The organism is Streptomyces sp. NPDC017676, from assembly GCF_044329325.1.
Taxonomy (GTDB): Bacteria; Actinomycetota; Actinomycetes; order Streptomycetales; family Streptomycetaceae; genus Streptomyces.
Window position 1 is genome coordinate 252144 of record NZ_JBIRJA010000007.1, and the last position, 21719, is coordinate 273862.

The window sequence follows — 21719 nt, forward strand, 5'->3', positions numbered from 1 at the left end:
CCACCGCTAGGGGGGTTCATGAGACACAGAGCGAGATCGATCCTCGCTGTCGGCGCGCTTCTGACCGGCGGAGCGAGCCTCGCACCCATCGCCCAGGCACAGAACGGAAGTCCGGCGCCGTCCGGGCCGGAAGAGGTCAAGGTCTACCGCGTCGAGGTCACCAGGCAGCAGGTACCCCTGCTGCTCAAGGCCGGCCAGGACGGCCATGAACTCGGGGAGCGCAAGAGCGGAGGCGGCAGGACCGAGGTCGAGGTCTACCTCACCGGCAGGCAGGCCGCGCAACTGCGCGAGCAGGGCGTCGACCTCACCGAGCACGCTCTGTCGGCCAAGGCGGAGGCCAGGGTCGAGGACGCCGCCCAGGGCGTGTTCCGCCCGTACAGCGGAAGCGGCGGGCTCAAGGAGGAGATCCTCCGGACCGCCCAGGCCCACCCCGGCCTCACCAAGGTCGAGTCCATCGGCAGGACCCTCGACGGGCAGGACATCCTCGCGCTCAGACTGACCAGGAACGCGAAGAAGTCGAAGGACGGCTCCCGGCCCGCCGTGCTCTACATGTCCAACCAGCACGCACGCGAGTGGATCACCCCGGAGATGACCCGGCGTCTGATGCACTACTACCTGGACCGCTACGCGACCGACCGGCGCGTCAAGAAGATCGTCGACTCGACGGAGCTGTGGTTCGTCCTCTCGGCCAACCCGGACGGTTACGACTACACCTTCAAGGACCCCGGCACCCGCCTGTGGCGCAAGAACCTGCGGGACGTCAACGGCGACGGTGTCATCAGCACGGGCGACGGCGTCGACCTCAACCGCAACTTCCCCTACAAGTGGGGTTACGACGACGAGGGTTCGTCCCCCAACCCCACCAGCCAGACCTACCGCGGCGCGAGCCCCGGCTCCGAGCCCGAGACCAAGGCCCTCGACGCCTTCGAGAAGCGCGTCGGCTTCCGGTACGGCATCAACTACCACTCCGCCGCCGAGCTCCTCCTCTACGGCGTCGGCTGGCAGGTGGCGACCCCGACCCCCGACGACGTCCTCTACAAGGCGCTCGCCGGCACCCCCGGCAACTCCGCCGTCCCGGGCTACCACCCGCAGGTCTCCTCGGAGCTGTACACCACCAACGGCGAGGCGGACGGCCACGCGTCGAACGTCAACGGGATGGCGATGTTCACCCCGGAGATGTCGACCTGCCAGACCGCGTCGGACCTCGACCCGGACGACGCCTGGAAGAGCCAGGACTGCCAGTCCGTCTTCAACTTCCCCGACGACGAGAAACTGATCCAGCAGGAGTTCGCCAAGAACGTCCCGTTCGCGCTCTCCGTCGCCGAGACCGCCGCGCACCCCGACAGGCCGGTCTCCTCGGTCGGTCTGAGCGCCGCCGACTTCACCCCGGCCGCGTTCTCGACGTCGTACTCCCGGGGCGCGCACCAGGAGGTCTCGGTCGTCGTCCGCAAGGCGGTCCGGGACAAGGAACTCAAGTACCGCGTCAACGGCGGCCGTACGCGCGACCGGGCACTGAGGCACTGGAAGGGCGGAGAGACGTACGGCGGTGAGGACGACCTCTACTTCGACGAGTACCGAGCGAAGGTGCCAGGCGGCGCACCGGGCGACGAGGTCGAGGTGTGGTTCACCGGCAGGACCGGCAGCGGGAAGAAGGTCTCCAGCACCCACTTCACCTACACGGTCGCGAAGCGGCCGGCGGCCGACACCCTGGTGGTCGCCGAGGAGGGCACGGCCGCCGCACAGGCGCGGACGTACGTGGACGCGCTGAAGGGCGCCGGGCACCGGGCGCTCGTGTGGGACGTGGCCACGCAGGGCGCCCCGGACGCGCTCGGCGTGCTGAAGCACTTCGGGACGGTCGTGCACTACTCCGGCGCCAACGGCCCCGCCAACGCCACCCAGCTCCAGCTGCGCGCCTACCTCAACGAGGGCGGCAGACTGATCGAGGCCGGCGAGCTGGCCGGCGGCAGCGTCGACCTCGGCGACGGCACCCTGTCCGACGACTTCAGCCAGTACTACCTGGGCGCGTACAGCCGTACGTCGACCAAGGGGGCCACCGGTTTCACCGGCTCCGGCGCGCTCGCCGGCTTCACCGGCGCCCTCGGTGACGCGCCCGGCAACCCGCTCGACAAGGCCGGCACCTACGGCGTCACCTCCGACGAACTGCCGGTCGCCACCTATCCGCAGTTCAAGAGCGCGGGCGCGGGCACCTTCGCCGGCACCGTCAACCCGTACGGACCGTACACGGGTGCCTCGATGGCCGCCGCCGTGCACACCGACGACGCCTACAAGCGCCTCACCCGCACCGTGGACCTCACCGGGGTCGCCGCCGCCGACAGGCCGGCCCTGAGCACCCGGCTGCTGTGGGACACCGAGCCCGGCTACGACCACGCGGTGGTCGAGGCGCACACCGTCGGCGCGGACGACTGGACGACCCTGCCGGAGTCCGGAGGGGCCACGAAGGCGACCGTGCCGGAGGAGTGCGGGGGCGGTTTCCTGATCGGTGAGCACCCGTGGCTGAAGCACTACCTGACGCTCACCGGCAACACCTGCACCGCGACCGGCACCACCGGTGCGTGGCACAGCCTCACCGGCAGCTCCGGCGGCTGGCGGCAGGTGGGCTTCGACTTGAGCGCGTACGCCGGGAAGTCCGTCGAGGTCTCGATCAGTTACGTCACCGACCCCGGCAGCGGCGGACACGGTGTCCTCGCCGACGACGCCTCGCTGGTCGTCGGCGGCGCGGCGAGGGAGACCGAGGGCTTCGAGTCGTCCCTCGGTGCCTGGAAGGCGGCCGGGCCACCCGCCGGCAGCCCGGCGGTGCTGAAGGACTGGACGCGCACCGGGACGCTGTTCCAGACGTACGGAGCGGTCACCACGGACGACACCGTGCTGCTCGGTTTCGGCCTGGAGCAGGTGCCGTCGGCGGCCGACAGGACGGCTCTGCTGCGCAAGGCATTCGACTCGCTCGACAGGTGAGCGGGACCCCCTCTCAAGGGTGCGCGGAGGGGGTGCGCATCAAGTGAGCCGACCCGCTCACGAACGAGTGAAATCGGCGTCAGAAGCGCACCGCGTTCCGTCATAAATACGGGTGAATCCGCTGACGATCCGAGGCGGTCCGTACCCCTACTGGCTGGTACGGACCGCCTGCCCGTGTATGGGCCATCTCGATGTCACCCCGGGGCCCGCAGAGAGGTAGGGTCGGTGGTGGTCGGGGACATCCCAAACAGAGCTCGCCGGCACCGCATGGCCGGCGTACCAACGAGGAGATCGGTTCGTGACGATCCGCGTAGGCATCAACGGCTTCGGCCGCATCGGGCGTAACTACTTCCGCGCGCTGCTGGAGCAGGGAGCGGACATCGAGGTTGTGGCTGTCAACGACCTGGGTGACACCGCGACCACCGCTCACCTGCTCAAGTACGACACGATCCTGGGCCGCCTCAAGCAGGAGGTCTCCCACACCGCCGACACCATCACCGTCGACGGCCACACCATCAAGGTGCTGTCCGAGCGCAACCCGGCCGACATCCCGTGGGGCGAGCTGGGCGTCGACATCGTCATCGAGTCGACCGGCATCTTCACCAAGAAGGAAGACGCCGCGAAGCACATCGCCGGTGGCGCGAAGAAGGTCCTCATCTCGGCTCCGGCCAAGGACGAGGACATCACCATCGTGATGGGCGTCAACCAGGACAAGTACGACCCGGCGAACCACCACGTCATCTCCAACGCCTCCTGCACCACCAACTGTGTGGCGCCGATGGCGAAGGTCCTCGACGAGAACTTCGGCATCGTCAAGGGTCTGATGACCACGGTGCACGCGTACACGAACGACCAGCGCATCCTGGACTTCCCGCACAAGGACCTGCGCCGCGCCCGTGCCGCCGCCGAGAACATCATCCCGACCACCACCGGTGCCGCCAAGGCCACTGCCCTGGTCCTGCCGCAGCTCAAGGGCAAGCTGGACGGCATCGCCATGCGCGTCCCGGTCCCGACCGGCTCCGTCACCGACCTGGTCGTGGAGCTGGGCCGCGAGGTCACCAAGGAAGAGGTCAACGCCGCCTTCCAGAAGGCCGCCGAGGGTGAGCTGAAGGGCCTCCTCGACTACACCGAGGACCCGATCGTCTCCTCCGACATCGTCAACGCCCCGGCCTCCTGCACCTTCGACTCCTCCCTGACCATGGTCCAGGAGGGCAAGAACGTGAAGGTCATCGGCTGGTACGACAATGAGTGGGGCTACTCCAACCGCCTCGTCGACCTCACGGTCTTCGTCGGCAACCAGCTCTGATCGCCGAAGCAGGACCCCGAAGTGGGAGCAGGGCCCGTGCAGCGCACCGTCGCGCTGTCCGGGCCCTGTCCCACGTACTGACCACGTCCTTTTACGATCAGGTGCACCACGAGCCCTCCTGTAGGAGTCCACTCCCATGAAGACGATCGACGAACTTCTCGCCGACGGCGTGAGCGGCAAGCGGGTCTTCGTCCGCGCCGACCTCAACGTGCCGCTGGCCGACGGGACGATCACCGACGACGGCCGCATCCGCGCCGTCCTGCCCACCGTCAAGGCCCTCGCGGACGCGGGCGCCAAGGTGGTCGTCGCCTCGCACCTGGGCCGCCCCAAGGGCGCCCCGGACCCCGCCTTCTCGCTGCTGCCCGCCGCCGAGCGCCTCGGTGAACTGCTCGGCGCCCCGGTCGCCTTCGCCCAGGACACCGTCGGTCCCGCCGCCCACGACGCCGTCGACGGCCTCCAGCCCGGCCAGGTCGCGGTCATCGAGAACCTGCGCTTCAACGCCGGCGAGACGTCCAAGGACGACACCGAGCGTGGTGAGTTCGCCGACCGGCTGGCCGCGCTCGCCGACGTCTACGTCGGTGACGGCTTCGGCGCCGTGCACCGCAAGCATGCCTCCGTCTACGACCTCCCGGCCCGGCTGCCGCACTACGCCGGTTACCTGATCGCCACCGAGGTCGGCGTCCTGAAGAAGCTCACCGAGGACGTCAAGCGCCCCTACGTCGTCGCGCTCGGCGGCGCCAAGGTCTCCGACAAGCTCGCCGTCATCGACCAGCTCCTCGGCAAGGCCGACCGGCTCCTCATCGGCGGCGGCATGGCCTACACCTTCCTCAAGGCCAAGGGCTACGAGGTCGGCATCTCCCTCCTCCAGGAGGACCAGGTCCCGGCCGTCACGGAGTACATGGAACGCGCCGAGAAGCAGGGCGTCGAGCTGCTGCTGCCCGTCGACGTGGTGGTCTCCCGGACCTTCCCGGACCTGAAGACCAAGGCGCCCACCGAGAACACCGTGGTCGACGCGGACAAGATCCCCGCCGACCAGGAGGGCCTGGACATCGGCCCCAAGACCCGAGAGCTCTACGCCTCGAAGCTCGCCGACGCCGAGACCGTCTTCTGGAACGGTCCCATGGGCGTCTTCGAGCACCCCGACTACGCCGAGGGCACCAAGGCGGTCGCCCAGGCACTCGTCGAAACGAACGGGTTCACCGTCGTCGGCGGCGGTGACTCCGCCGCGGCCGTGCGCACGCTCGGCTTCGACGAGAACGCGTTCGGCCACATCTCGACCGGTGGCGGCGCCTCCCTCGAATACCTTGAGGGCAAGACGCTCCCCGGCCTCGCCGCACTGGAGGACTGACCCTTGAGCACGCGCACGCCGCTGATGGCGGGCAACTGGAAGATGAACCTCAACCACCTTGAGGCCATCGCACACGTCCAGAAGCTCGCGTTCGCCCTGGCCGACAAGGACTACGAGGCCGTCGAGGTCGCCGTCCTGCCGCCCTTCACCGACCTGCGCTCCGTGCAGACCCTGGTCGACGGCGACAAGCTCAAGATCAAGTACGGTGCCCAGGACATCTCCCAGCACGACTCCGGCGCCTACACGGGCGAGATCTCCGGCCCGATGCTGGCCAAGCTGAAGTGCACCTACGTGGTGATCGGCCACTCCGAGCGGCGCCAGTACCACAACGAGACCGACGAGCTGGTCAACGCCAAGGTCAAGGCCGCCTACAAGCACGGCCTCACCCCGATCCTGTGTGTCGGCGAGGAACTGGACGTCCGCGAGGCGGGCGACCACGTCAGCCACACCCTCTCCCAGGTCGAGGGCGGTCTCAAGGACCTGCCGGCCGAGCAGGCCGGGACCATCGTGATCGCCTACGAGCCGGTGTGGGCCATCGGCACCGGCAAGGTGTGCGGCGCCGGGGACGCCCAGGAGGTCTGCGCCGCCATCCGCGCCAAGATCGCCGAGCTGTACTCCCAGGACGTGGCCGACCAGGTCCGCATCCAGTACGGCGGCTCCGTGAAGTCGGGCAACGTCGCCGAGATCATGGCCCAGGCCGACATCGACGGCGCCCTGGTCGGCGGTGCCTCGCTGGACGCCGACGAGTTCGTCAAGATCGTGCGTTTCCGCGACCAGTGATCATGTCCGTGAGTAGGCGGTAGCGGCGATACGTCGTACCCTTGCGGGGGCACAGCCGGGTGCTGTGCCCCCGTCGTCCATCCGAATCCGAGGAAGTTGGTCCAGCCGTGGTTTTGGGGTTCTCGATCGCCCTGATCATCTTCAGCCTGCTGCTGATGCTGCTGGTGCTGATGCACAAGGGAAAGGGCGGCGGCCTCTCCGACATGTTCGGTGGCGGCATGCAGTCCTCCGTCGGCGGCTCCTCGGTCGCCGAGCGCAACCTCGACCGGATCACCATCGTGGTCGGCCTGCTGTGGTTCGCGTGCATCATCGTCCTCGGCATGCTGATCAAGACGAACAGCTGACACGCGAACAGCACATTCCGCACGTAAAGCCCCATGTTCGGTACGCGCTCCTGAGCGCGGCCTATCATGGGGCTTGCGTCTGGGTGTGGGGGCCGGTAACTCCAATCACTGGACGCGCGTTGGGCCTTACGTAGACTGAGGCGCTCGCAGCGAAGCGAAACGCCGACTCGCTTCGCGGCACCATCACGCAGGGAGTTACGACCGTGGCAAGTGGCAACGCGATCCGAGGAAGCCGGGTCGGGGCGGGGCCGATGGGCGAGGCCGAGCGCGGCGAGTCCGCGCCGCGTCTGCGCATCTCCTTCTGGTGCTCCAACGGGCACGAGACGCAGCCCAGCTTCGCCAGCGACGCGCAGGTTCCCGAGACCTGGGACTGCCCGCGCTGCGGCTTCCCGGCCGGCCAGGACCGGGACAACCCGCCGGACCCGCCGCGCACCGAGCCGTACAAGACGCACCTGGCGTATGTGCGGGAGCGGCGCAGCGACGCGGACGGTGAGGCGATCCTCGCCGAGGCGCTCGCCAAACTGCGAGGCGAGATCTAGGAGTTGTGACCGGCCGGGTGCCTGCGGGCGCCTGGCCGGAGCCGTTTCCCCCCGCTGCGGACGGCCGTTGTCAGTGGCGCCCTCTACGGTGTGTTCATCGGCGCACCATGAGGGGGCGAGCGTGGCTGTGGTCGGGACGGCGAGCGGGGGCACCCCCGCCTGGCGCGGGGGATTCGGCCGGCTGTGGACGGCCGCCGTGGTCTCCCGGTTCGGTGACGCGCTGCGCACGTCCGCGCTGCCGTTGCTCGCCGTGAGCCTCACCGACGATCCCCTCGCCATCGCTTCCGTCACCGCGTGTGGCTATCTGCCCTGGCTGTTGTTCGGGCTGCTCGGCGGTGCTGTGGCGGACCGCGTCGACCAACGGCGGGCGATGTGGCTCGTGGACACGGTGCGGGGGCTGCTCGTCGCCGGTTTCGCCCTCGCCGTGGGCCTCGGGTGGGCCTCCGTACCCCTGCTGGTCGCCCTCGCCTTCTCCCTCACCGCACTCCAGACGCTCTTCGACAACGCCTCCACGGCCCTGTTGCCCTCCCTGGTGGACCAGGGCGCGCTGGGCAGCGCGAACGCCCGGCTGATGACCGGTCAGCAGCTCGCGGGCGGACTGCTGGCGGGCCCGTTCGTGCCGCTGCTGCTGGCGGCCGGGGCGTTCACGCCGTTCGCGGCGGACGCGGGCACGTACCTGGTGGCCGCCGCGCTCGTGGCGTCCCTGCGGATACGGCCGCCGAAGCGGGAGCCCCGCCCTGCCGGTGGGACCCTGCGCACGGAGATCGGGGAGGGCCTGCGCGCGTTGTGGTGCGACCGGGTGCTCCGCGCGGTGTGCGTGGCCACACTGCTGTGCAACATCGGCATGGGCGCCCTGATCGCCACGCTGGCGCTGCACGTCACCCGCTGGCTGCACGCGGGCGACACCGGCTATGTCGCCGCCATGACGGCGTACTCGGCCGGCAGCCTGGCCGGCGGTCTCGTCGCCCAGCGGATCGCGCGCCGCACCGGCCGGGTGCGGGCCCTGCTGCTCGGCGGCACGCTCCAGACGGGCGCGCTGCTGCTCATCGGCTCCGTGCGGCACGTGCCCGCGATGGTGGCGGGAATGCTGCTGCTCGGCGCGATGAACATGGTCTGGAACGTCAACCAGGTCACCCTGATGCAGCAGCGCAGCCCCGAGTCCATGCCGGGCCGCATCGCCTCGGCCTTCCGTACGGCCTCCACCTCCGGTGCCCCGCTCGGCGCGTTCCTCGGCGGGGCCGTGGCCGGGCTGTACGGCCTCAACGCGCCCGCCCTGCTCGCGGCCGTCCTGTTCGCCTCGGCCGTCATCGCGCTGATACCGGGAGGCCGGCCCGACGTATCCGTCGTGTCCCGTGCGGACAGCGTCTCCACCGCTCGTCCCGCGCCCTGATCAACTAGGTTGGAACGGCTGGGACAGGCACGAAAGAAGGCGGAAGTCGGACATGAACGCAGACGGCCGTACCAGGCTCAACCAGACGCCCGAATGGACCGCACTCGCCAAGCACCGGGAGGAGCTGGCGGACACCCACCTCAGGGACCTGTTCGCCGCCGATCCGGCGCGCGGCACCGGGTACACGCTCCAGGTCGGCGACCTGTACATCGACTACTCGAAGCACCTGGTCACCGACGAGACCCTGCGCCTGCTGCGCGAGCTGGCCGCGGCGACGGACGTCTTCGGCCTCCGGGACGCCATGTTCCGCGGCGAGAAGATCAACGTCACCGAGAACCGGGCCGTGCTGCACACCGCGCTGCGCGCCCCGCGCGACGCGGTCGTCGAGGTCGACGGCGAGAACGTGGTCCCGGCCGTGCACGCCGTGCTCGACAAGATGGCCGGCTTCGCCGAGCGGGTCCGCTCCGGCGAGTGGACCGGTCACACCGGCAAGCGCATCAAGAACGTGATCAACGTCGGCATCGGCGGCTCCGACCTCGGGCCCGCGATGGCCTACGAGGTGCTGCGCTGCTTCACCGACCGCGACCTCACGGTCCGCTTCGTCTCCAACGTGGACGGCGCCGACCTGCACGAGGCCACCCGGGACCTCGACCCGGCGGAGACGCTGTTCATCATCGCCTCCAAGACCTTCACCACCATCGAGACCATCACCAACGCGACCTCGGCACGGACGTGGCTGCTGGCCGCGCTCGGCGACGAGGCCGCCGTGGCGAAGCACTTCGTGGCGCTGTCCACGAACGCCGAGAAGGTCGCCGAGTTCGGCATCGACACGGCCAACATGTTCGAGTTCTGGGACTGGGTCGGCGGCCGGTACTCGTACGACTCCGCGATCGGCCTCTCCCTGATGATCGCCATCGGCCCGGACCGCTTCCGCGAGATGCTGGACGGCTTCCGGATCGTCGACGACCACTTCCGCACGGCGCCGGCCGAGGCCAACGTCCCGCTGCTGCTGGGTCTGCTGGGCATCTGGTACGGCAACTTCCACGACGCCCAGTCGCACGCCGTGCTGCCGTACAGCCACTACCTCTCCAAGTTCACCGCCTACCTCCAGCAGCTCGACATGGAGTCCAACGGCAAGTACGTCGCCCGCGACGGCAAGCAGGTGGAGTGGCAGACCGGGCCGATCGTGTGGGGCACGCCCGGCACCAACGGGCAGCACGCGTACTACCAGTTGATCCACCAGGGCACCAAGCTGATCCCGGCCGACTTCATCGGCTTCGCCCGGCCGGTCGCCGAGCTGAGCGAGGAACTCAAGGCCCAGCACGACCTGTTGATGGCCAACTTCTTCGCCCAGACCCAGGCGCTCGCCTTCGGCAAGAGTGCCGAGGAGGTCCGCGCCGAGGGGGTGGCCGAGGAGCTGGTCCCGCACAAGACCTTCCAGGGCAACCGGCCGACCACGACGATCCTCGCCCGTGAGCTGACCCCGTCCGTCCTCGGCCAGCTGATCGCCCTGTACGAGCACAAGGTGTTCGTGCAGGGCGCGGTGTGGAACATCGACTCCTTCGACCAGTGGGGCGTGGAGCTGGGCAAGGTGCTCGCCAAGCGCGTCGAGCCCGCGCTCACCGAGGGCGCCGACGTACCCGGCCTGGACGCGTCGACGAAGGCACTGGTCGCCACGTACCGGGAACTGCGCGGCCGGAGCTGATCCGCGGCCGGCGCCGGTCCCCGGCCGAGCAGGTCCCGGCCGGGGGCCGCGGCGGCGACATGCCCGCGCGCCCCGCCGTGCCCGTGCCCGTGCCCTAGGGTTCCGTTGGACCAGGAGAGAGATGGCGCATGGTGCGCAGGGTGTTGGCCACGGCGGTCGCGGTGGCCGTGGCGGCGGTGTCGGCCGGTGGGCTGCGACAGCGGACAGCAGTCGGCCGGGTCGAAGAGCGGACGGCAGTCGGCCGGGTCGAGGAGCGGCCCGCCGGACGAGACGGCGAAGGCCGTGCCGTACACCCGGCTGGCGGACCTTCCGGAGCGGCTGGGGAACGACGGCACGACCATCATGGTCGGGGACGAGGCCGCCCCGCTGACCGTGCACCTGTACGAGGACCCGCGGTGCCCGGTGTGCAAGAGATTCGAGACCACCGGTGGTGCCCCCGAACTGCGTGAGGCGACCATCCGGCGTGAGGCGAAGACCCAGTACACCCTGGCTTCCTTCATGGACGACCGGCTGGGCGGCGCGGGGTCCCGCAGGGCGGTGAACGCCCTGCGGGCCGCGCTGGACAAGGGGAGGTTCGCCGAGTACCACGACGTGCTCTACGCCCACCAGCCCGCCGAGAGCGTCGACGGATTCACCGACGCCTACCTGCTCAAGCTGGCCGGACGGGTCCCGGGGCTGCGCGGGCCGGACTTCGACGCGGCCGTCAAGACCATGAGGTACCGGACGTTCGTGACCAACAGCGAGGACGCGTACGAGTGGGCGGGCAGGCCGCGGGACCCCGAGGGTCCCGGCACCCCCACCGCCGAGATCAATGACGTACGCATCCCGGTGCGGTACAACGGCCTGCTGTTCGACGGGAAGGTCTTCGACGGCCTGCTGAAGAAGATCCGCGAAGACCCCGGGAGCCGGCGGGCCGTGTCCCCCTGAAGACTCTGGGGCCCCGGAAACGCTGGGGCCTCTGAACGGCCTGCGGCCACTGAGCCGGCTCAGGCCACCGCGCTCAGCGTGTCCGCGAGGCGCCGGCGGGCCGCGCGGGACGCGGGCAGGGTGGCCAGGGCCGCCGCGCCCACAACGGCCGCCGCACCCAGGAGGAGAAGCAGGCCGGGGGAGGGGGACTGGGCGATTCCGGCACCGATTCCGCTGGAGCCGCCCTGGGCGTCGATCAGCCGGCGGGCCAACGGCAGCCCCAGCGCCGTGCCGGCGACGGCCGCCGCCAGGGCCGTACAGCTCGTCGCCGTGACGGTGATCGCGGTGATCTGCCGTGGCGACATGCCGATCGCCCGGAGCGCCAGCACGTCCCGCTCGCCCTCGCGGACGCTGCCGCCGATCGCGGTGAGCAGTTCCACCAGCCCGATCAGCGCCAGGACGGCGATCAGCCCGGCGACGACACCGCGCAGCGGGGACAGCCCGTCGGCGGGGTTCGTCACGGGATGCACCTCCAGGTGGCCGTGGCCGGCCGAGGCGAGGGCGGCGGCCACGCGGTGCGGGTCGGCGCCCGGCCGCAGCCGCAGCTCGTAGAAGGCCGGGGACAGTTCCGGGTCGTTCTCCCGGAGGGTGTCCAGGGAGGTGGTGACGACCCGCCCGGCGTTGCGCGGTTCGAGGGCGCGGCCCACGATGTGCAGGATCTGCGGCCGGTCGCCCACCGTCATCCGCACCCAGTCGCCCACCCGCGCGTCCAGCAGGTCGAGCAGGCCCTGGCCGGCCACCGCCTCGTCCGGTCCGCGTGCGGCGCGGCCCTCGGCGAGGGCGTACGGGTAGGGCTCGGCGCGGGTGCCGACCCCGCGCAGGGCGATGGTCCCGGTCTGGCCGGGCACCAGCGCGGCCACCTCGACGCCCGGATAGGCGGCGGCGACCCGGGAGTCCTGGGCCAGCACGGCCCGTACCCCGGACGCGTCCAGGGCGCCGTCCGAGCGGACCGTGAGCGCCGTCGGCAGGCCCACCCGCTCGGGGGTGCTGTGGAAGCGGTCGATCGTCGTCCAGGCGCTGAGCGCCACCACGATGAGCAGCAGCGGCAGCATCAGCCGGGCCACGGTCGCCAGTGACCGGCCGCGCCCCGCGAACGCCTTGTGGCAGCCGAGGACCAGCGCGGCCGGCAACCGCAGCCCGAGCGCCCGCCGGGCCGCCCCGCTCAGCCGCCCGCCCGTCGGCGCGGCCGGGCGCGGCACCGGGACCGGTGGCACCCGCCCCGCCCGCCAGGCCGCGAGCCCCGTGGTCAGGCCGATGAACAGCACCGCGCCCGCCGGTACCGCACACAGCACCAGGGTGTGCCCGGGCAGCCCCTGCCACACACCCACCGCGTCTCCGAGCCGCCCCGGGACCCGGTTGCCCAGCCCCTCGGTGAGCGCGGCCGCCGCCACCGCGCCGAGCAGCGCGTACGCCAGGTGCTGGAGCAGGAAGATCCGTACGACCTGGCCGGGGGTGAAGCCGATCGCCTTCAGCACCGACAGGTCCCGCAGGTGCCCGCGGATACGGGTCGCGATGGCGCCGTGCACCGCGAACCCGGCGGCGATGAGGGCGCCCAGACCGAACAGCCCGAGCACCTGGCCGAGCAGCCGGTTGTCGCCCTGTGCCTCGGCGCGGGCCTGCTGCCAGGTGGAGACCTCGCCGACCGCGCCGGCGCCCAGCACGGTGACGGCGCGCTGGACGGCGTAGTCGGTGTCGGACGGATCGCCGAGCCGTAGCCCGATGACCTGGCCGGCCGGGGCCCGCACGGCGGACGGCAGGGCCCACACCAGTCCGGTCTGCTCACCGGGGCGGTACGGGGGTTCGGCGCTGTCCGCGATGCCCTCGACGGTGAGGGTGCGGGCCGTTCCGGGCAGCGTCAGGGTGTCGCCGGGCTCGGCCAGCAGGGCCCTGGCCAGGCTGCCCTCCAGCACCACGCCGTCCGGCGCGGCCGGGTCCAGCCAGTGCCCGGCGGTGAGCAGGGGCCGGCCGACGGAGGGCAGGTCCGGGGTGGCGCGCAGTTCCACGGAGGCGCGGGTGCCGCGGGCGGCGACGGTGGCGGACTCGGCGCGGTAGGGGCCGGCGACGGAGGTGACGCCGTCCAGCCGGGCCAGCGCGCGGGCGTCGGCGGACGGCGCGGTGTGCAGCCAGACGTGGGCGCCGCGCGCCTCGGCGAAGGTCCGCTGCCAGGGGTTCGTGGCGTAGCCGAAGAGGGCGGCGGCGAGCAGCAGCGAGGCGACGACGCCCGCGGTGGCCAGCACCAGGAACAGCGCCTCGCCGCGGTGGGTGCGCAGGTCGGAGTGCGCCCAGCGCAGGGTGGCCCGCACGTCCGTCAGGTCCAGCACGGTCAGTCCCTCAGCTCCAGCACGCCGGAGATGCCGCTCCGCCGGGGCGGCGGCGTGCCGTCCAGGGTCGCGTCGTCGGCGATGCGGCCGTCGAAGAAGCTGATCACGCGGTCGGCGGCGCTGGCCAGCCGGGCGTCGTGGGTGACCAGCACGATGGTCTGGCCGCGCCCGTGGAAGCGGGACAGCAGCCGCATCACCTCGCGAGTGCCCTTGCTGTCCAGGCTGCCGGCCGGCTCGTCCGCGAGCAGCAGCGGCGGGTGGTTGACCAGGGCCCGGGCGAGCGCGACCCGCTGCTGCTCGCCGCCGGACAGCTCGCCCGGCATGCTGCGCTCCTTGCCCTTCAGACCCAGCTCGGCGAGCAGCGCCTCCCGCTCGGCGCGGGCCTTCTTCGGCGGGACCCCGGCCAGCAGCGCGGGCAGCTCCACGTTGTCGGCGACCGACAGGTTCGAGACCAGGTTGAAGAACTGGAAGACGATCCCGATGGCCTTCCTGCGCTCCACCGCCCAGCGGGCCTCGCTGAAGGAGTCCGTACACCGGCCGTCGAGCCAGAGGCTGCCCGCGTCCGGCCGCTGGAGCCCGCCGAGCAGGTGCAGCAGCGTGGACTTGCCCGCGCCGGACGGCCCGGTGATCGCGACGAACTCGCCGCGGGCCACGGCGAGGTCCACCCCGCGCACGGCGTGCGCGGGCGCGCCCTCGCCGTAGTGGGTCTTCACCAGCCCCTCGGCCCGCAGCACCGGAGCGTGGCCGTCACTCACTCCAGATCCTCCAGTTCCTCCTGGCACCGCTCCAGCCAGTCGAGGTCGGCCTGGAGGTGCAGCATCGCGCCCTCGATCAGCAGCTGGGCGATTCGGTTGTCCCGGCTCTCGGCCGCGGCCAGTTTCGACAGGTTGCGCATGGTGTTGAGGTACTGGCGCCGCTGCCGGTTGATGAGGGCGATCTGGTCGGCGAGACCGGTCTGCGGGGCGAGGGCGAGCTTCATGAAGAACTCGTCCCGCACCCGCGGCTCGTCCTCGGTCTCCTCGAACCAGGCGAGCAGCGCCTCGCGCCCGGCGTCGGTGAGGTGGTAGACCTTCTTGTTGGGCCGGCTGGACTGCTCGACGTCCTCGCCCTCGATCAGCCCGGACTTCTCCAGGCGGCCGAGGGTGACGTAGATCTGGCCGACGTTCGGCTGAGGGTACGCGGCGCCCAGCAGTTGCTCAAGGTCCTGCTTCAGCTCGTAGCCGTGGGCCGGGCCGCGGGCGAGGAGTGCCAGGAGGGGCAGGCGCACTCGTGCTGTCCTCCTGTCTGCTCCATGTGCTCCAGGCCCTAGTATCGCGCATACCTAACAGGTATACATGGCCTCTGTCCCCGGGCGAGGGTGCCCGTGGTGCCGGGTGTACAGGGAGGAACCTATGCGGTGGATGCGCGCCGCCGGTAGGGGCCTTCTCGTTCTCGTCGTGGGTCTGGCCGGGTACGTGGCCCCGGGTGCCCGCGCCGACGAGGGCACGGGAGGCGGCCGGGGCCCGCTGACGCTGGCCACCGCCGGTGACCTCACCGGCTATCTCGGCCCGCTGCTCCAGGGCTGGAACCGCACCCATCCCGGCGAGAAGGTCACCCTGGTCGAGCTGCCGGACTCCGCCGACGAGACGCACGCGCAGATGACGACCGACCTGCGCGGCGGCGACCGGGGACGGTTCGACGTCCTCAACATCGACGTCGACTGGACCTCCGAGTTCGCGGCGGCCGGCTGGATCCGCCCGCTGCCCCGCGACCGCTTCCCGCTGGACAGCTTCCTGCCGCCGGTCGTGGACACGGCCACCTACGACGGGCGGCTGTACGCGGTCCCGTACGTCACGAACGCCGGACTCCTCCTGTACCGCAAGGACGTCCTCGACAAGGAGGGGGTGTCCCCGCCGCGCACCTGGGCGGAGCTGGAGCACGACGCGAGGACCATCGCGCCGAAGTACGGACTCGGCGGCTACGCGGGCCAGTTCCTGCCCTACGAGGGCCTGACCGTGAACGCGGCCGAGGCGGTGTACTCGGCGGGCGGCACCGTCCTCGGCGGCGAGGGCACCCGCGTCACCGTCGACTCGGCCGCCGCCCGGGAGGGCATCGGCTTCCTCGCCCGCGGCATCCGCGAGGGCTGGATCCCGAGGCAGGCGCTGACGTACAAGGAGGAGGAGTCCAAACAGGCCTTCCAGGACGGCAGGCTGCTCTTCCTGCGCAACTGGCCCTACGCGTACGCCGTCGCCTCCGCCCCGGGCTCCCGGGTCGCCGGGAAGATCGGCGCCGTACCGCTGCCCGGGCCCGACGGTCCGGGGACGAGCGTCCTCGGCGGCTCCAACCTCGCGGTCAACACCCACGCCCGGCACCCGGACTCCGCCGCGCGTCTGATCGCCTACCTCACCAGCGCGCCCGTGCAGCGCCAGGTGCTCACGCGGGGCGCGCTGCCGCCCGTGCGCGCCGGGCTCTACGCGGACCCCGCGCTCATCAAGCGGTTCCCCTATCTGCCGACCCTGCGCACCGCCGTCCTCACCGCCCGGCCGCGCCCCAAGAGCCCGCACTACGACCAGGTCAGCCTGGCCGTGCAGGCGGTCGTGCAGGACGCGCTCACCGGGCGGCAGACGCCCGGGCAGGCCGTGCGCCGGCTGGCGCGCGAACTCGACGCCATCGCGAGCCGATAGCCGGTCGCCGATCAGCGGCTAGTTACTTGTTAGGTAACGCGGATATCTCAACTGGCTTTCAAGTGTCCTGGTAAGTCCGCATTTTCCGCCCCAACTCCCCGGTAGCCTCTGTTCTTTTCGTTGACACCGTCGCGACACGGCTACCTAACATGCATGCATGTTGAGTAAGTACCACTGGTGGCGGGACGCCGTGATCTACCAGGTGTACGTCCGCAGCTTCCTGGACAGCACCGGTGACGGCATCGGCGATCTGGCCGGCGTCCGGGCCGGGCTGCCGTACCTGAAGAAGCTCGGCGTCGACGGCATCTGGCTGAGCCCCTTCTACCCCTCGCCGCAAGCCGACCACGGCTACGACGTGGCCGACTACCGCAGTGTCGACCCGCTCTTCGGCGACCTCGCCGAGTTCGACCTGCTGATGGCCGCCGCCCGGCGCCTCGGCATCAAGGTGCTGCTCGACATCGTCCCCAACCACTGCTCCAGCGAGCACCCGTGGTTCCGCGAGGCCCTGGCCGGCGAGCCCGGCAGCCCGGCCCGCGCCCGCTTCCACTTCGCCGACGGCCGCGGCCCCGACGGCAGCGAGCCGCCCAACAACTGGCACGCCATGTTCGGCGGCCCCGCCTGGACCCGGGCCGCCGACGGCCAGTGGTACCTGCACATGTTCACGCCCGAACAGCCGGACTGGAACTGGCGCAACCCCGAGATCCCCGACGAGTTCGACCGGACCCTGCGGTTCTGGCTCGACCGGGGCGTCGACGGCTTCCGCATCGACGTCGCCGCCGGCCTGTTCAAGCACCCCGACCTGCCCGACTCCGACGACCCGGAGGCCGACGCCCGCACCCGCGACTCGGTCAACCCGCTCGCCTGGAACCAGCCCGAGGTGCACGACGTGTGGCGCCGCTGGCGCTCGATCTGCGAGGAGTACGCCGACCGGGACGGCCGTGAACGCCTGCTCGTCGGCGAGGTCTCCGTCCCCACCGCCCGCGAACACGCCCTGTACGTCCGCCCCGACGAGCTCCACCAGGCCTTCTTCTTCGACCTGCTCGGCGCTCCCTGGGACGCCGACGCCTTCCGCAAGGTCATCTCCGAGGCCATGCAGGACATCGCCGGCACCGGCTCCACGGTCACCTGGGTCCTCAACAACCACGACCAGGTCCGCACCGTCACCCGCTACGGCGAACCGGCCACCGAGGGCAGCGGTCTCGGCGCCGCCCGCGCCCGCGCCGCCGCGCTGCTGATGCTGGCGCTGCCCGGGGCCGCGTACATCTACCAGGGCGAGGAACTGGGCCTGCCCGAGGTCGTCGACCTGCCCGACGACGTGCTCACCGACCCGATCTTCCGGCGCACCGGCAGCCGCGCCCGCATCCGCGACGGCTGCCGGGTGCCGCTGCCCTGGTCCGGACAGGCCTCCCCGTTCGGCTTCACCTCCGGCGTGGAGGGCGCCAGGCCCTGGCTGCCGCAGCCCGACTACTTCGCCGAGTACGCCACCGACCGCGCCCTCGCCGACACCCGCTCCTTCTGGCACCTGTACCGGGACGGTCTCCAACTGCGCAAGTCCCTGCCCCAGTTGGGCGAGGGCACGCTGCGCTGGCTGGACACCCCGCCGGACGTCCTCGCCTTCGTCCGCGGCGACGGCCTGGTCTGCGCCGTCAACTTCGGTACGGCCCCCGCCCCCGCGCCGGTCTCCGGCACCCCCCTGCTGTCCAGCGGACCCTGCCCGCCCGGCGTCCTGCCCGGCGCCACGGCGGCCTGGTGGCTGAACGACCTCTGATCACCCATCCCCGATCGAAAGGTCCATCGACGATGATGCGACGACGCACGACCCTGCTCACCGGCTGCACCGCTCTCGCCCTCGCCCTCGGCGCCACCGCCTGCGGCGGCGGTGACGTCTCCGCGGGCGGCGGCGACAAGGCGCTCAGCGGCCAGACCGTCACCGTGGCCGGTGTCTGGTCCGGCAGCGAACAGAAGAACTTCCAGAAGGTGCTGGACGCCTTCACCGAGAAGACCGGCGCCAAGACCCAGTTCGTGTCGACCGGCGACAACGTCTCCACGGTCGTCGGCAGCAAGATCGAGGGCGGCAACGCGCCCGACGTCGTGATGGTCCCACAGGTCGGCGTCCTGAAGCAGTTCGCGCAGAAGGGCTGGCTCAAGCCGCTCTCGCCGACCGCCCGGCAGACCATCGACGCCGACTACGCACCGGTGTGGAAGAAGTACGGCAGCGTCGACGGCACCCTCTACGGCCTCTACTTCAAGGCCGCCCACAAGTCCACCGTCTGGTACAGCCCCGACGCCCTCACCCAGGCCGGGGTCGAGCCGCCGAAGACCTACGACGAACTGCTCAAGGCCGGACACACCGTCTCCGACTCCGGCCTCGCCGCCTTCGCGGTCGCCGGACAGGACGGCTGGACCCTCACCGACTGGTTCGAGAACATCTACCTCTCCCAGGCGGGCCCCGAGAAGTACGACGCCCTCGCCGCCCACCGGCTCAAGTGGACCGACCCCACGGTGGTCGAGGCGCTCACCACCCTCGGCAAGCTCTTCAAGGACAAGCAGCTCATCGCCGGCGGGCAGAAGGAGGCACTGAACACCGACTTCCCCGGCTCGGTGGAGAAGGTGTTCGGCCCCAAGCCCGAGGCCGGCATGGTCTACGAGGGCGACTTCGTCGCCGGCGTCGCCCACGACCAGTACGGCAAGGCGATCGGCAAGGACGCCGACTTCTTCCCCTTCCCGGCGGTCGGCGGCGGCACGGCACCCGTCGTCAGCGGCGGTGACGCGGCCGTCGTCCTCAAGGACGGCAAGAACGCCAAGGCCGGCATGAGGCTCCTGGAGTACCTGGCCACCCCCGAGGCCGCGGCCGTGTGGGCGAAGGCGGGCGGCTTCCTGTCCCCGAACAGGAAGCTGGAACTCTCCGCGTACGGCGACGACGTCACCCGCGCCACCGCCAAGTCCCTCGTGGGCGCGGGGGACTCGGTCCGCTTCGACATGTCCGACCAGGCACCGGCGGCCTTCGGCGGCACCAAGGGCACCGGCGAGTGGAAGCTCCTCCAGGACTTCCTGCGCGACCCGTCGGACCCGAAGGGCACGGCGGCGAAGCTCGAAGCCGCCGCGGCCAAGGCCTACCAGGGCTGAGCGGCACACCATGACCGCCACCACTGTCGTCAAGCAGCAGGCGGGCCCGAGTCCCGCCGCCGGCCCGGCGCCCGCGCGCCGCGGCCGGCGGCGCGGCCGGCTGATCGCCCTGCTCTTCGTCCTCCCCGCACTGCTCCTGCTCGGCGCGCTCGTCGTCTACCCGGTGCTGTTCTCCGTCGGCCGCAGCTTCTTCGACGCCTCCGGCACCCGGTTCGTCGGCGGCGACAACTACACCGAGATGTTCCGCGACCCGGCCACCCTGAAGGCCATCCGCAACACCACCATCTGGGTCGTCGTCGCCCCCGCCCTGCTCACCGGCCTCGGCCTGATCCTGGCCGTCCTGGTGGAGAAGGTCCGCTGGGCGACGGCCTTCAAACTGCTCCTCTTCATGCCGATGGCGGTGTCCTTCCTCGCCGCCGGCATCATCTTCCGCCTCGCCTACGACGAGGACCCCGACAAGGGCGTGCTCAACGCGGCCGTCGTCTCCGTCCACGACGCCTTCAAGGGCACGTCGACCTACCCCACCGCCCGGGGCCGCGCCGGATCGCTCACCCAGGACCGGGACGGCTCCTACCGGACGACCGCCTCGGCGGGCGACACGGTCACGCTGCCGATGGTCGGGGTGCTGCCCAAGGACCTGCCCGGCGACGCCTCACCCGCCCGCGCGGCGGCGGCGCGCAAGGCCGTACCCGGCGAACTGCGCGGTGTCGTCTACCTGGACTTCACCCCCGGCGGAGGAGGCACGCAGGGCAAGGTCGACGCCCAGGAGAGCGGCCTGCCCGGCATGAAGGTCGAGGCGGTGCGCGACGGGAAGACGGTCGCGAGCGCGACCACCGCCACAGACGGCTCCTTCCGCTTCTCCGGTCTCACGGCGGGGTCGTACACGGTGAGGCTGCCGGAGTCGAACTTCGCCCCGCCCTACCAGGGCGTCTCCTGGCTCGGCCCGACCCTCGTCACCCCCGCGATCATCGGCGCCTACCTGTGGATCTGGACGGGCTTCGCGATGGTCCTGATCGGCGCGGGCCTCTCCACGCTCCCGCGCGACGCCCTGGAGGCCGCCCGGATGGACGGGGCCAACGAGTGGCAGATCTTCCGCCGGATCACCGTCCCGCTGCTCGCGCCCGTGCTCACCGTGGTCTTCGTGACCCTGGTGATCAACGTGATGAAGGTCTTCGACCTCGTCTACATCATCGCGCCCGGCCCGGTGCAGGAGGACGCCACCGTCCTCGCCACCCAGATGTGGCTGGTGTCCTTCGGCGGCGGCAACGACCAGGGCCTCGGCAGCGCCCTCGGCGTGCTCCTGCTGCTCCTGGTGATCCCCGCGATGGTCTTCAACGTCCGCCGTTTCCGCAACAGTCAACGATGAGGAGTCAGCGATGAACGCGATCAGGCGCGGCCTGGGCAGCGGCCTGGTGCAGGCCTTCCTGGTGGTCATCGGCCTGGTCTGGCTGACCCCGCTGGCCGGTCTCTTCCTGTCCTCCCTGCGCTCGGCCCAGGACACGGCGAAGGGCGGCTGGTGGACGGCGCTGGCCGGTCCCGGCCAGCTCTCCTTCGACAACTACTCGGCGCTGCTGAAGAACGCGGGCATCACGCAGGCCTTCTGGAACACCGTGCTGATCTCGGTGCCGGCCACCACCCTGGTCGTCGTCATCGCGGCCCTCGCCGGATACGCCTTCGCCTGGCTGGACTTCCCGCTGCGGGAACCCCTCTTCCTGCTGGTGGTGGCCCTGTTGGTGGTGCCGGTGCAGATCGGCCTGCTGCCGGTCGCCAAACTCTTCGGCACGCTGGGCCTGTTCGGCACGATCCCCGGTGTCGTCCTCTTCCACGTCGCCTACGGCCTGCCCTTCGCCGTCTTCCTGCTGCGGAACTACTTCGCGGACATCCCGAAGGAGATGCTGGAGGCGGCACGGATGGACGGCGGCAGCGAATGGCGCATCTTCACGCGTCTCGTCCTGCCGGTGGGCCGCCCGGCCATCGCCTCGCTCGCCATCTTCCAGTTCCTGTGGGTCTGGAACGACATGCTCGTCGCCCTGTTGTTCGCCGACAGCTCGTCGCAGCCGCTGACCGTGGAACTCCAGTCGCAGATCCGCCAGTTCGGCAGCAACATCGACGTCCTCGCCCCGGGCGCGTTCCTGTCCCTGATCGTGCCGGTGGTGGTGTTCTTCGCCTTCCAGCGGCACTTCGTGCAGGGCGTGATGGCGGGGTCGGTGAAATAGCGGCGGCGGGGGCCGAAACCCCCGCCGCGGCTACACACGCAC

17 protein-coding genes are annotated in these 21719 nt (G+C 71.1%); 14 read left to right on the forward strand and 3 right to left on the reverse strand.

All coding sequences use genetic code 11. The annotated features are described in order from the left end of the window. The first annotated feature begins 18 nt into the window (after window positions 1–18). The 9 genes from ACH4LD_RS17420 (at window position 19) to ACH4LD_RS17460 (ending at window position 11312) form a co-directional block, all read left to right on the forward strand. Window positions 19–2973 carry a M14 family zinc carboxypeptidase gene (locus tag ACH4LD_RS17420; protein WP_398056944.1) on the forward strand — a complete coding sequence of 985 codons (2955 nt, stop codon included), beginning with the start codon at window positions 19–21 and terminating at the stop codon, window positions 2971–2973. Window positions 2974–3271: 298 nt separating this feature from the next. Further along, the gene (gene gap / locus ACH4LD_RS17425; protein ID WP_069781521.1) at window positions 3272–4279 is read left to right on the forward strand and encodes a type I glyceraldehyde-3-phosphate dehydrogenase; all 1008 of its coding nucleotides are present in this window, start codon (window positions 3272–3274) and stop codon (window positions 4277–4279) included. 136 nt (window positions 4280–4415) lie between these two features. Next, window positions 4416–5627 carry a phosphoglycerate kinase gene (locus ACH4LD_RS17430; RefSeq protein ID WP_132784000.1) on the forward strand — a complete coding sequence of 404 codons (1212 nt, stop codon included), beginning with the start codon at window positions 4416–4418 and terminating at the stop codon, window positions 5625–5627. 3 nt (window positions 5628–5630) lie between these two features. Beyond that, window positions 5631–6407 carry a triose-phosphate isomerase gene (gene tpiA / locus ACH4LD_RS17435; protein ID WP_398056945.1) on the forward strand — a complete coding sequence of 259 codons (777 nt, stop codon included), beginning with the start codon at window positions 5631–5633 and terminating at the stop codon, window positions 6405–6407. 107 nt (window positions 6408–6514) lie between these two features. Next, window positions 6515–6751: a preprotein translocase subunit SecG gene (gene secG, locus ACH4LD_RS17440; protein ID WP_014672006.1), complete on the forward strand. Its 237-nt coding sequence runs from the start codon at window positions 6515–6517 to the stop codon at window positions 6749–6751. A gap of 203 nt (window positions 6752–6954) precedes the next feature. Beyond that, complete coding sequence (locus tag ACH4LD_RS17445; protein WP_003976875.1) at window positions 6955–7290, forward strand: RNA polymerase-binding protein RbpA; 336 nt, start codon at window positions 6955–6957, stop codon at window positions 7288–7290. 121 nt (window positions 7291–7411) lie between these two features. After that, window positions 7412–8680: an MFS transporter gene (locus tag ACH4LD_RS17450; protein ID WP_398056946.1), complete on the forward strand. Its 1269-nt coding sequence runs from the start codon at window positions 7412–7414 to the stop codon at window positions 8678–8680. Between the two features lie 52 nt (window positions 8681–8732). After that, window positions 8733–10385: a glucose-6-phosphate isomerase gene (gene pgi, locus ACH4LD_RS17455; protein ID WP_398056947.1), complete on the forward strand. Its 1653-nt coding sequence runs from the start codon at window positions 8733–8735 to the stop codon at window positions 10383–10385. 186 nt (window positions 10386–10571) lie between these two features. Then, complete coding sequence (locus tag ACH4LD_RS17460; RefSeq protein WP_398056948.1) at window positions 10572–11312, forward strand: DsbA family protein; 741 nt, start codon at window positions 10572–10574, stop codon at window positions 11310–11312. A 59-nt stretch (window positions 11313–11371) separates the two neighbouring features. Here the strand turns inward: ACH4LD_RS17460 and ACH4LD_RS17465 are convergent, their stop codons facing one another. Genes ACH4LD_RS17465 through ACH4LD_RS17475 form a run of 3 tightly spaced genes read right to left on the reverse strand, consistent with a single transcriptional unit; the run spans window position 11372 to window position 14939 of the window. Next, on the reverse strand, window positions 11372–13654 hold the full coding sequence (locus ACH4LD_RS17465; protein WP_398057065.1) for an FtsX-like permease family protein: 2283 nt from the start codon (window positions 13652–13654) through the stop codon (window positions 11372–11374). A 20-nt stretch (window positions 13655–13674) separates the two neighbouring features. Next, window positions 13675–14427, reverse strand: a complete 753-nt coding sequence (locus ACH4LD_RS17470) for an ABC transporter ATP-binding protein (protein ID WP_398056949.1) — start codon at window positions 14425–14427, stop codon at window positions 13675–13677. Further along, window positions 14424–14939: a PadR family transcriptional regulator gene (locus ACH4LD_RS17475; protein ID WP_132784004.1), complete on the reverse strand. Its 516-nt coding sequence runs from the start codon at window positions 14937–14939 to the stop codon at window positions 14424–14426. Before ACH4LD_RS17475 ends, ACH4LD_RS17470 begins: the two co-directional genes overlap by 4 nt. A gap of 124 nt (window positions 14940–15063) precedes the next feature. Between ACH4LD_RS17475 and ACH4LD_RS17480 the strand changes: the two genes are divergently transcribed. From ACH4LD_RS17480 to ACH4LD_RS17500, 5 genes are all read left to right on the forward strand, one after another. Continuing rightward, window positions 15064–16335 carry an ABC transporter substrate-binding protein gene (locus ACH4LD_RS17480; RefSeq protein WP_398056950.1) on the forward strand — a complete coding sequence of 424 codons (1272 nt, stop codon included), beginning with the start codon at window positions 15064–15066 and terminating at the stop codon, window positions 16333–16335. Between the two features lie 157 nt (window positions 16336–16492). Then, window positions 16493–18103: a glycoside hydrolase family 13 protein gene (locus ACH4LD_RS17485; protein ID WP_398056951.1), complete on the forward strand. Its 1611-nt coding sequence runs from the start codon at window positions 16493–16495 to the stop codon at window positions 18101–18103. A 32-nt stretch (window positions 18104–18135) separates the two neighbouring features. Beyond that, window positions 18136–19461: an ABC transporter substrate-binding protein gene (locus ACH4LD_RS17490; protein WP_398056952.1), complete on the forward strand. Its 1326-nt coding sequence runs from the start codon at window positions 18136–18138 to the stop codon at window positions 19459–19461. Window positions 19462–19471: 10 nt separating this feature from the next. Beyond that, the gene (locus ACH4LD_RS17495; RefSeq protein WP_398056953.1) at window positions 19472–20827 is read left to right on the forward strand and encodes an ABC transporter permease subunit; all 1356 of its coding nucleotides are present in this window, start codon (window positions 19472–19474) and stop codon (window positions 20825–20827) included. 10 nt (window positions 20828–20837) lie between these two features. After that, entirely contained in the window at window positions 20838–21677 is an 840-nt protein-coding gene (locus ACH4LD_RS17500) for a carbohydrate ABC transporter permease (RefSeq protein ID WP_132784008.1), read from the forward strand. Window positions 21678–21719 lie beyond the last annotated feature (42 nt).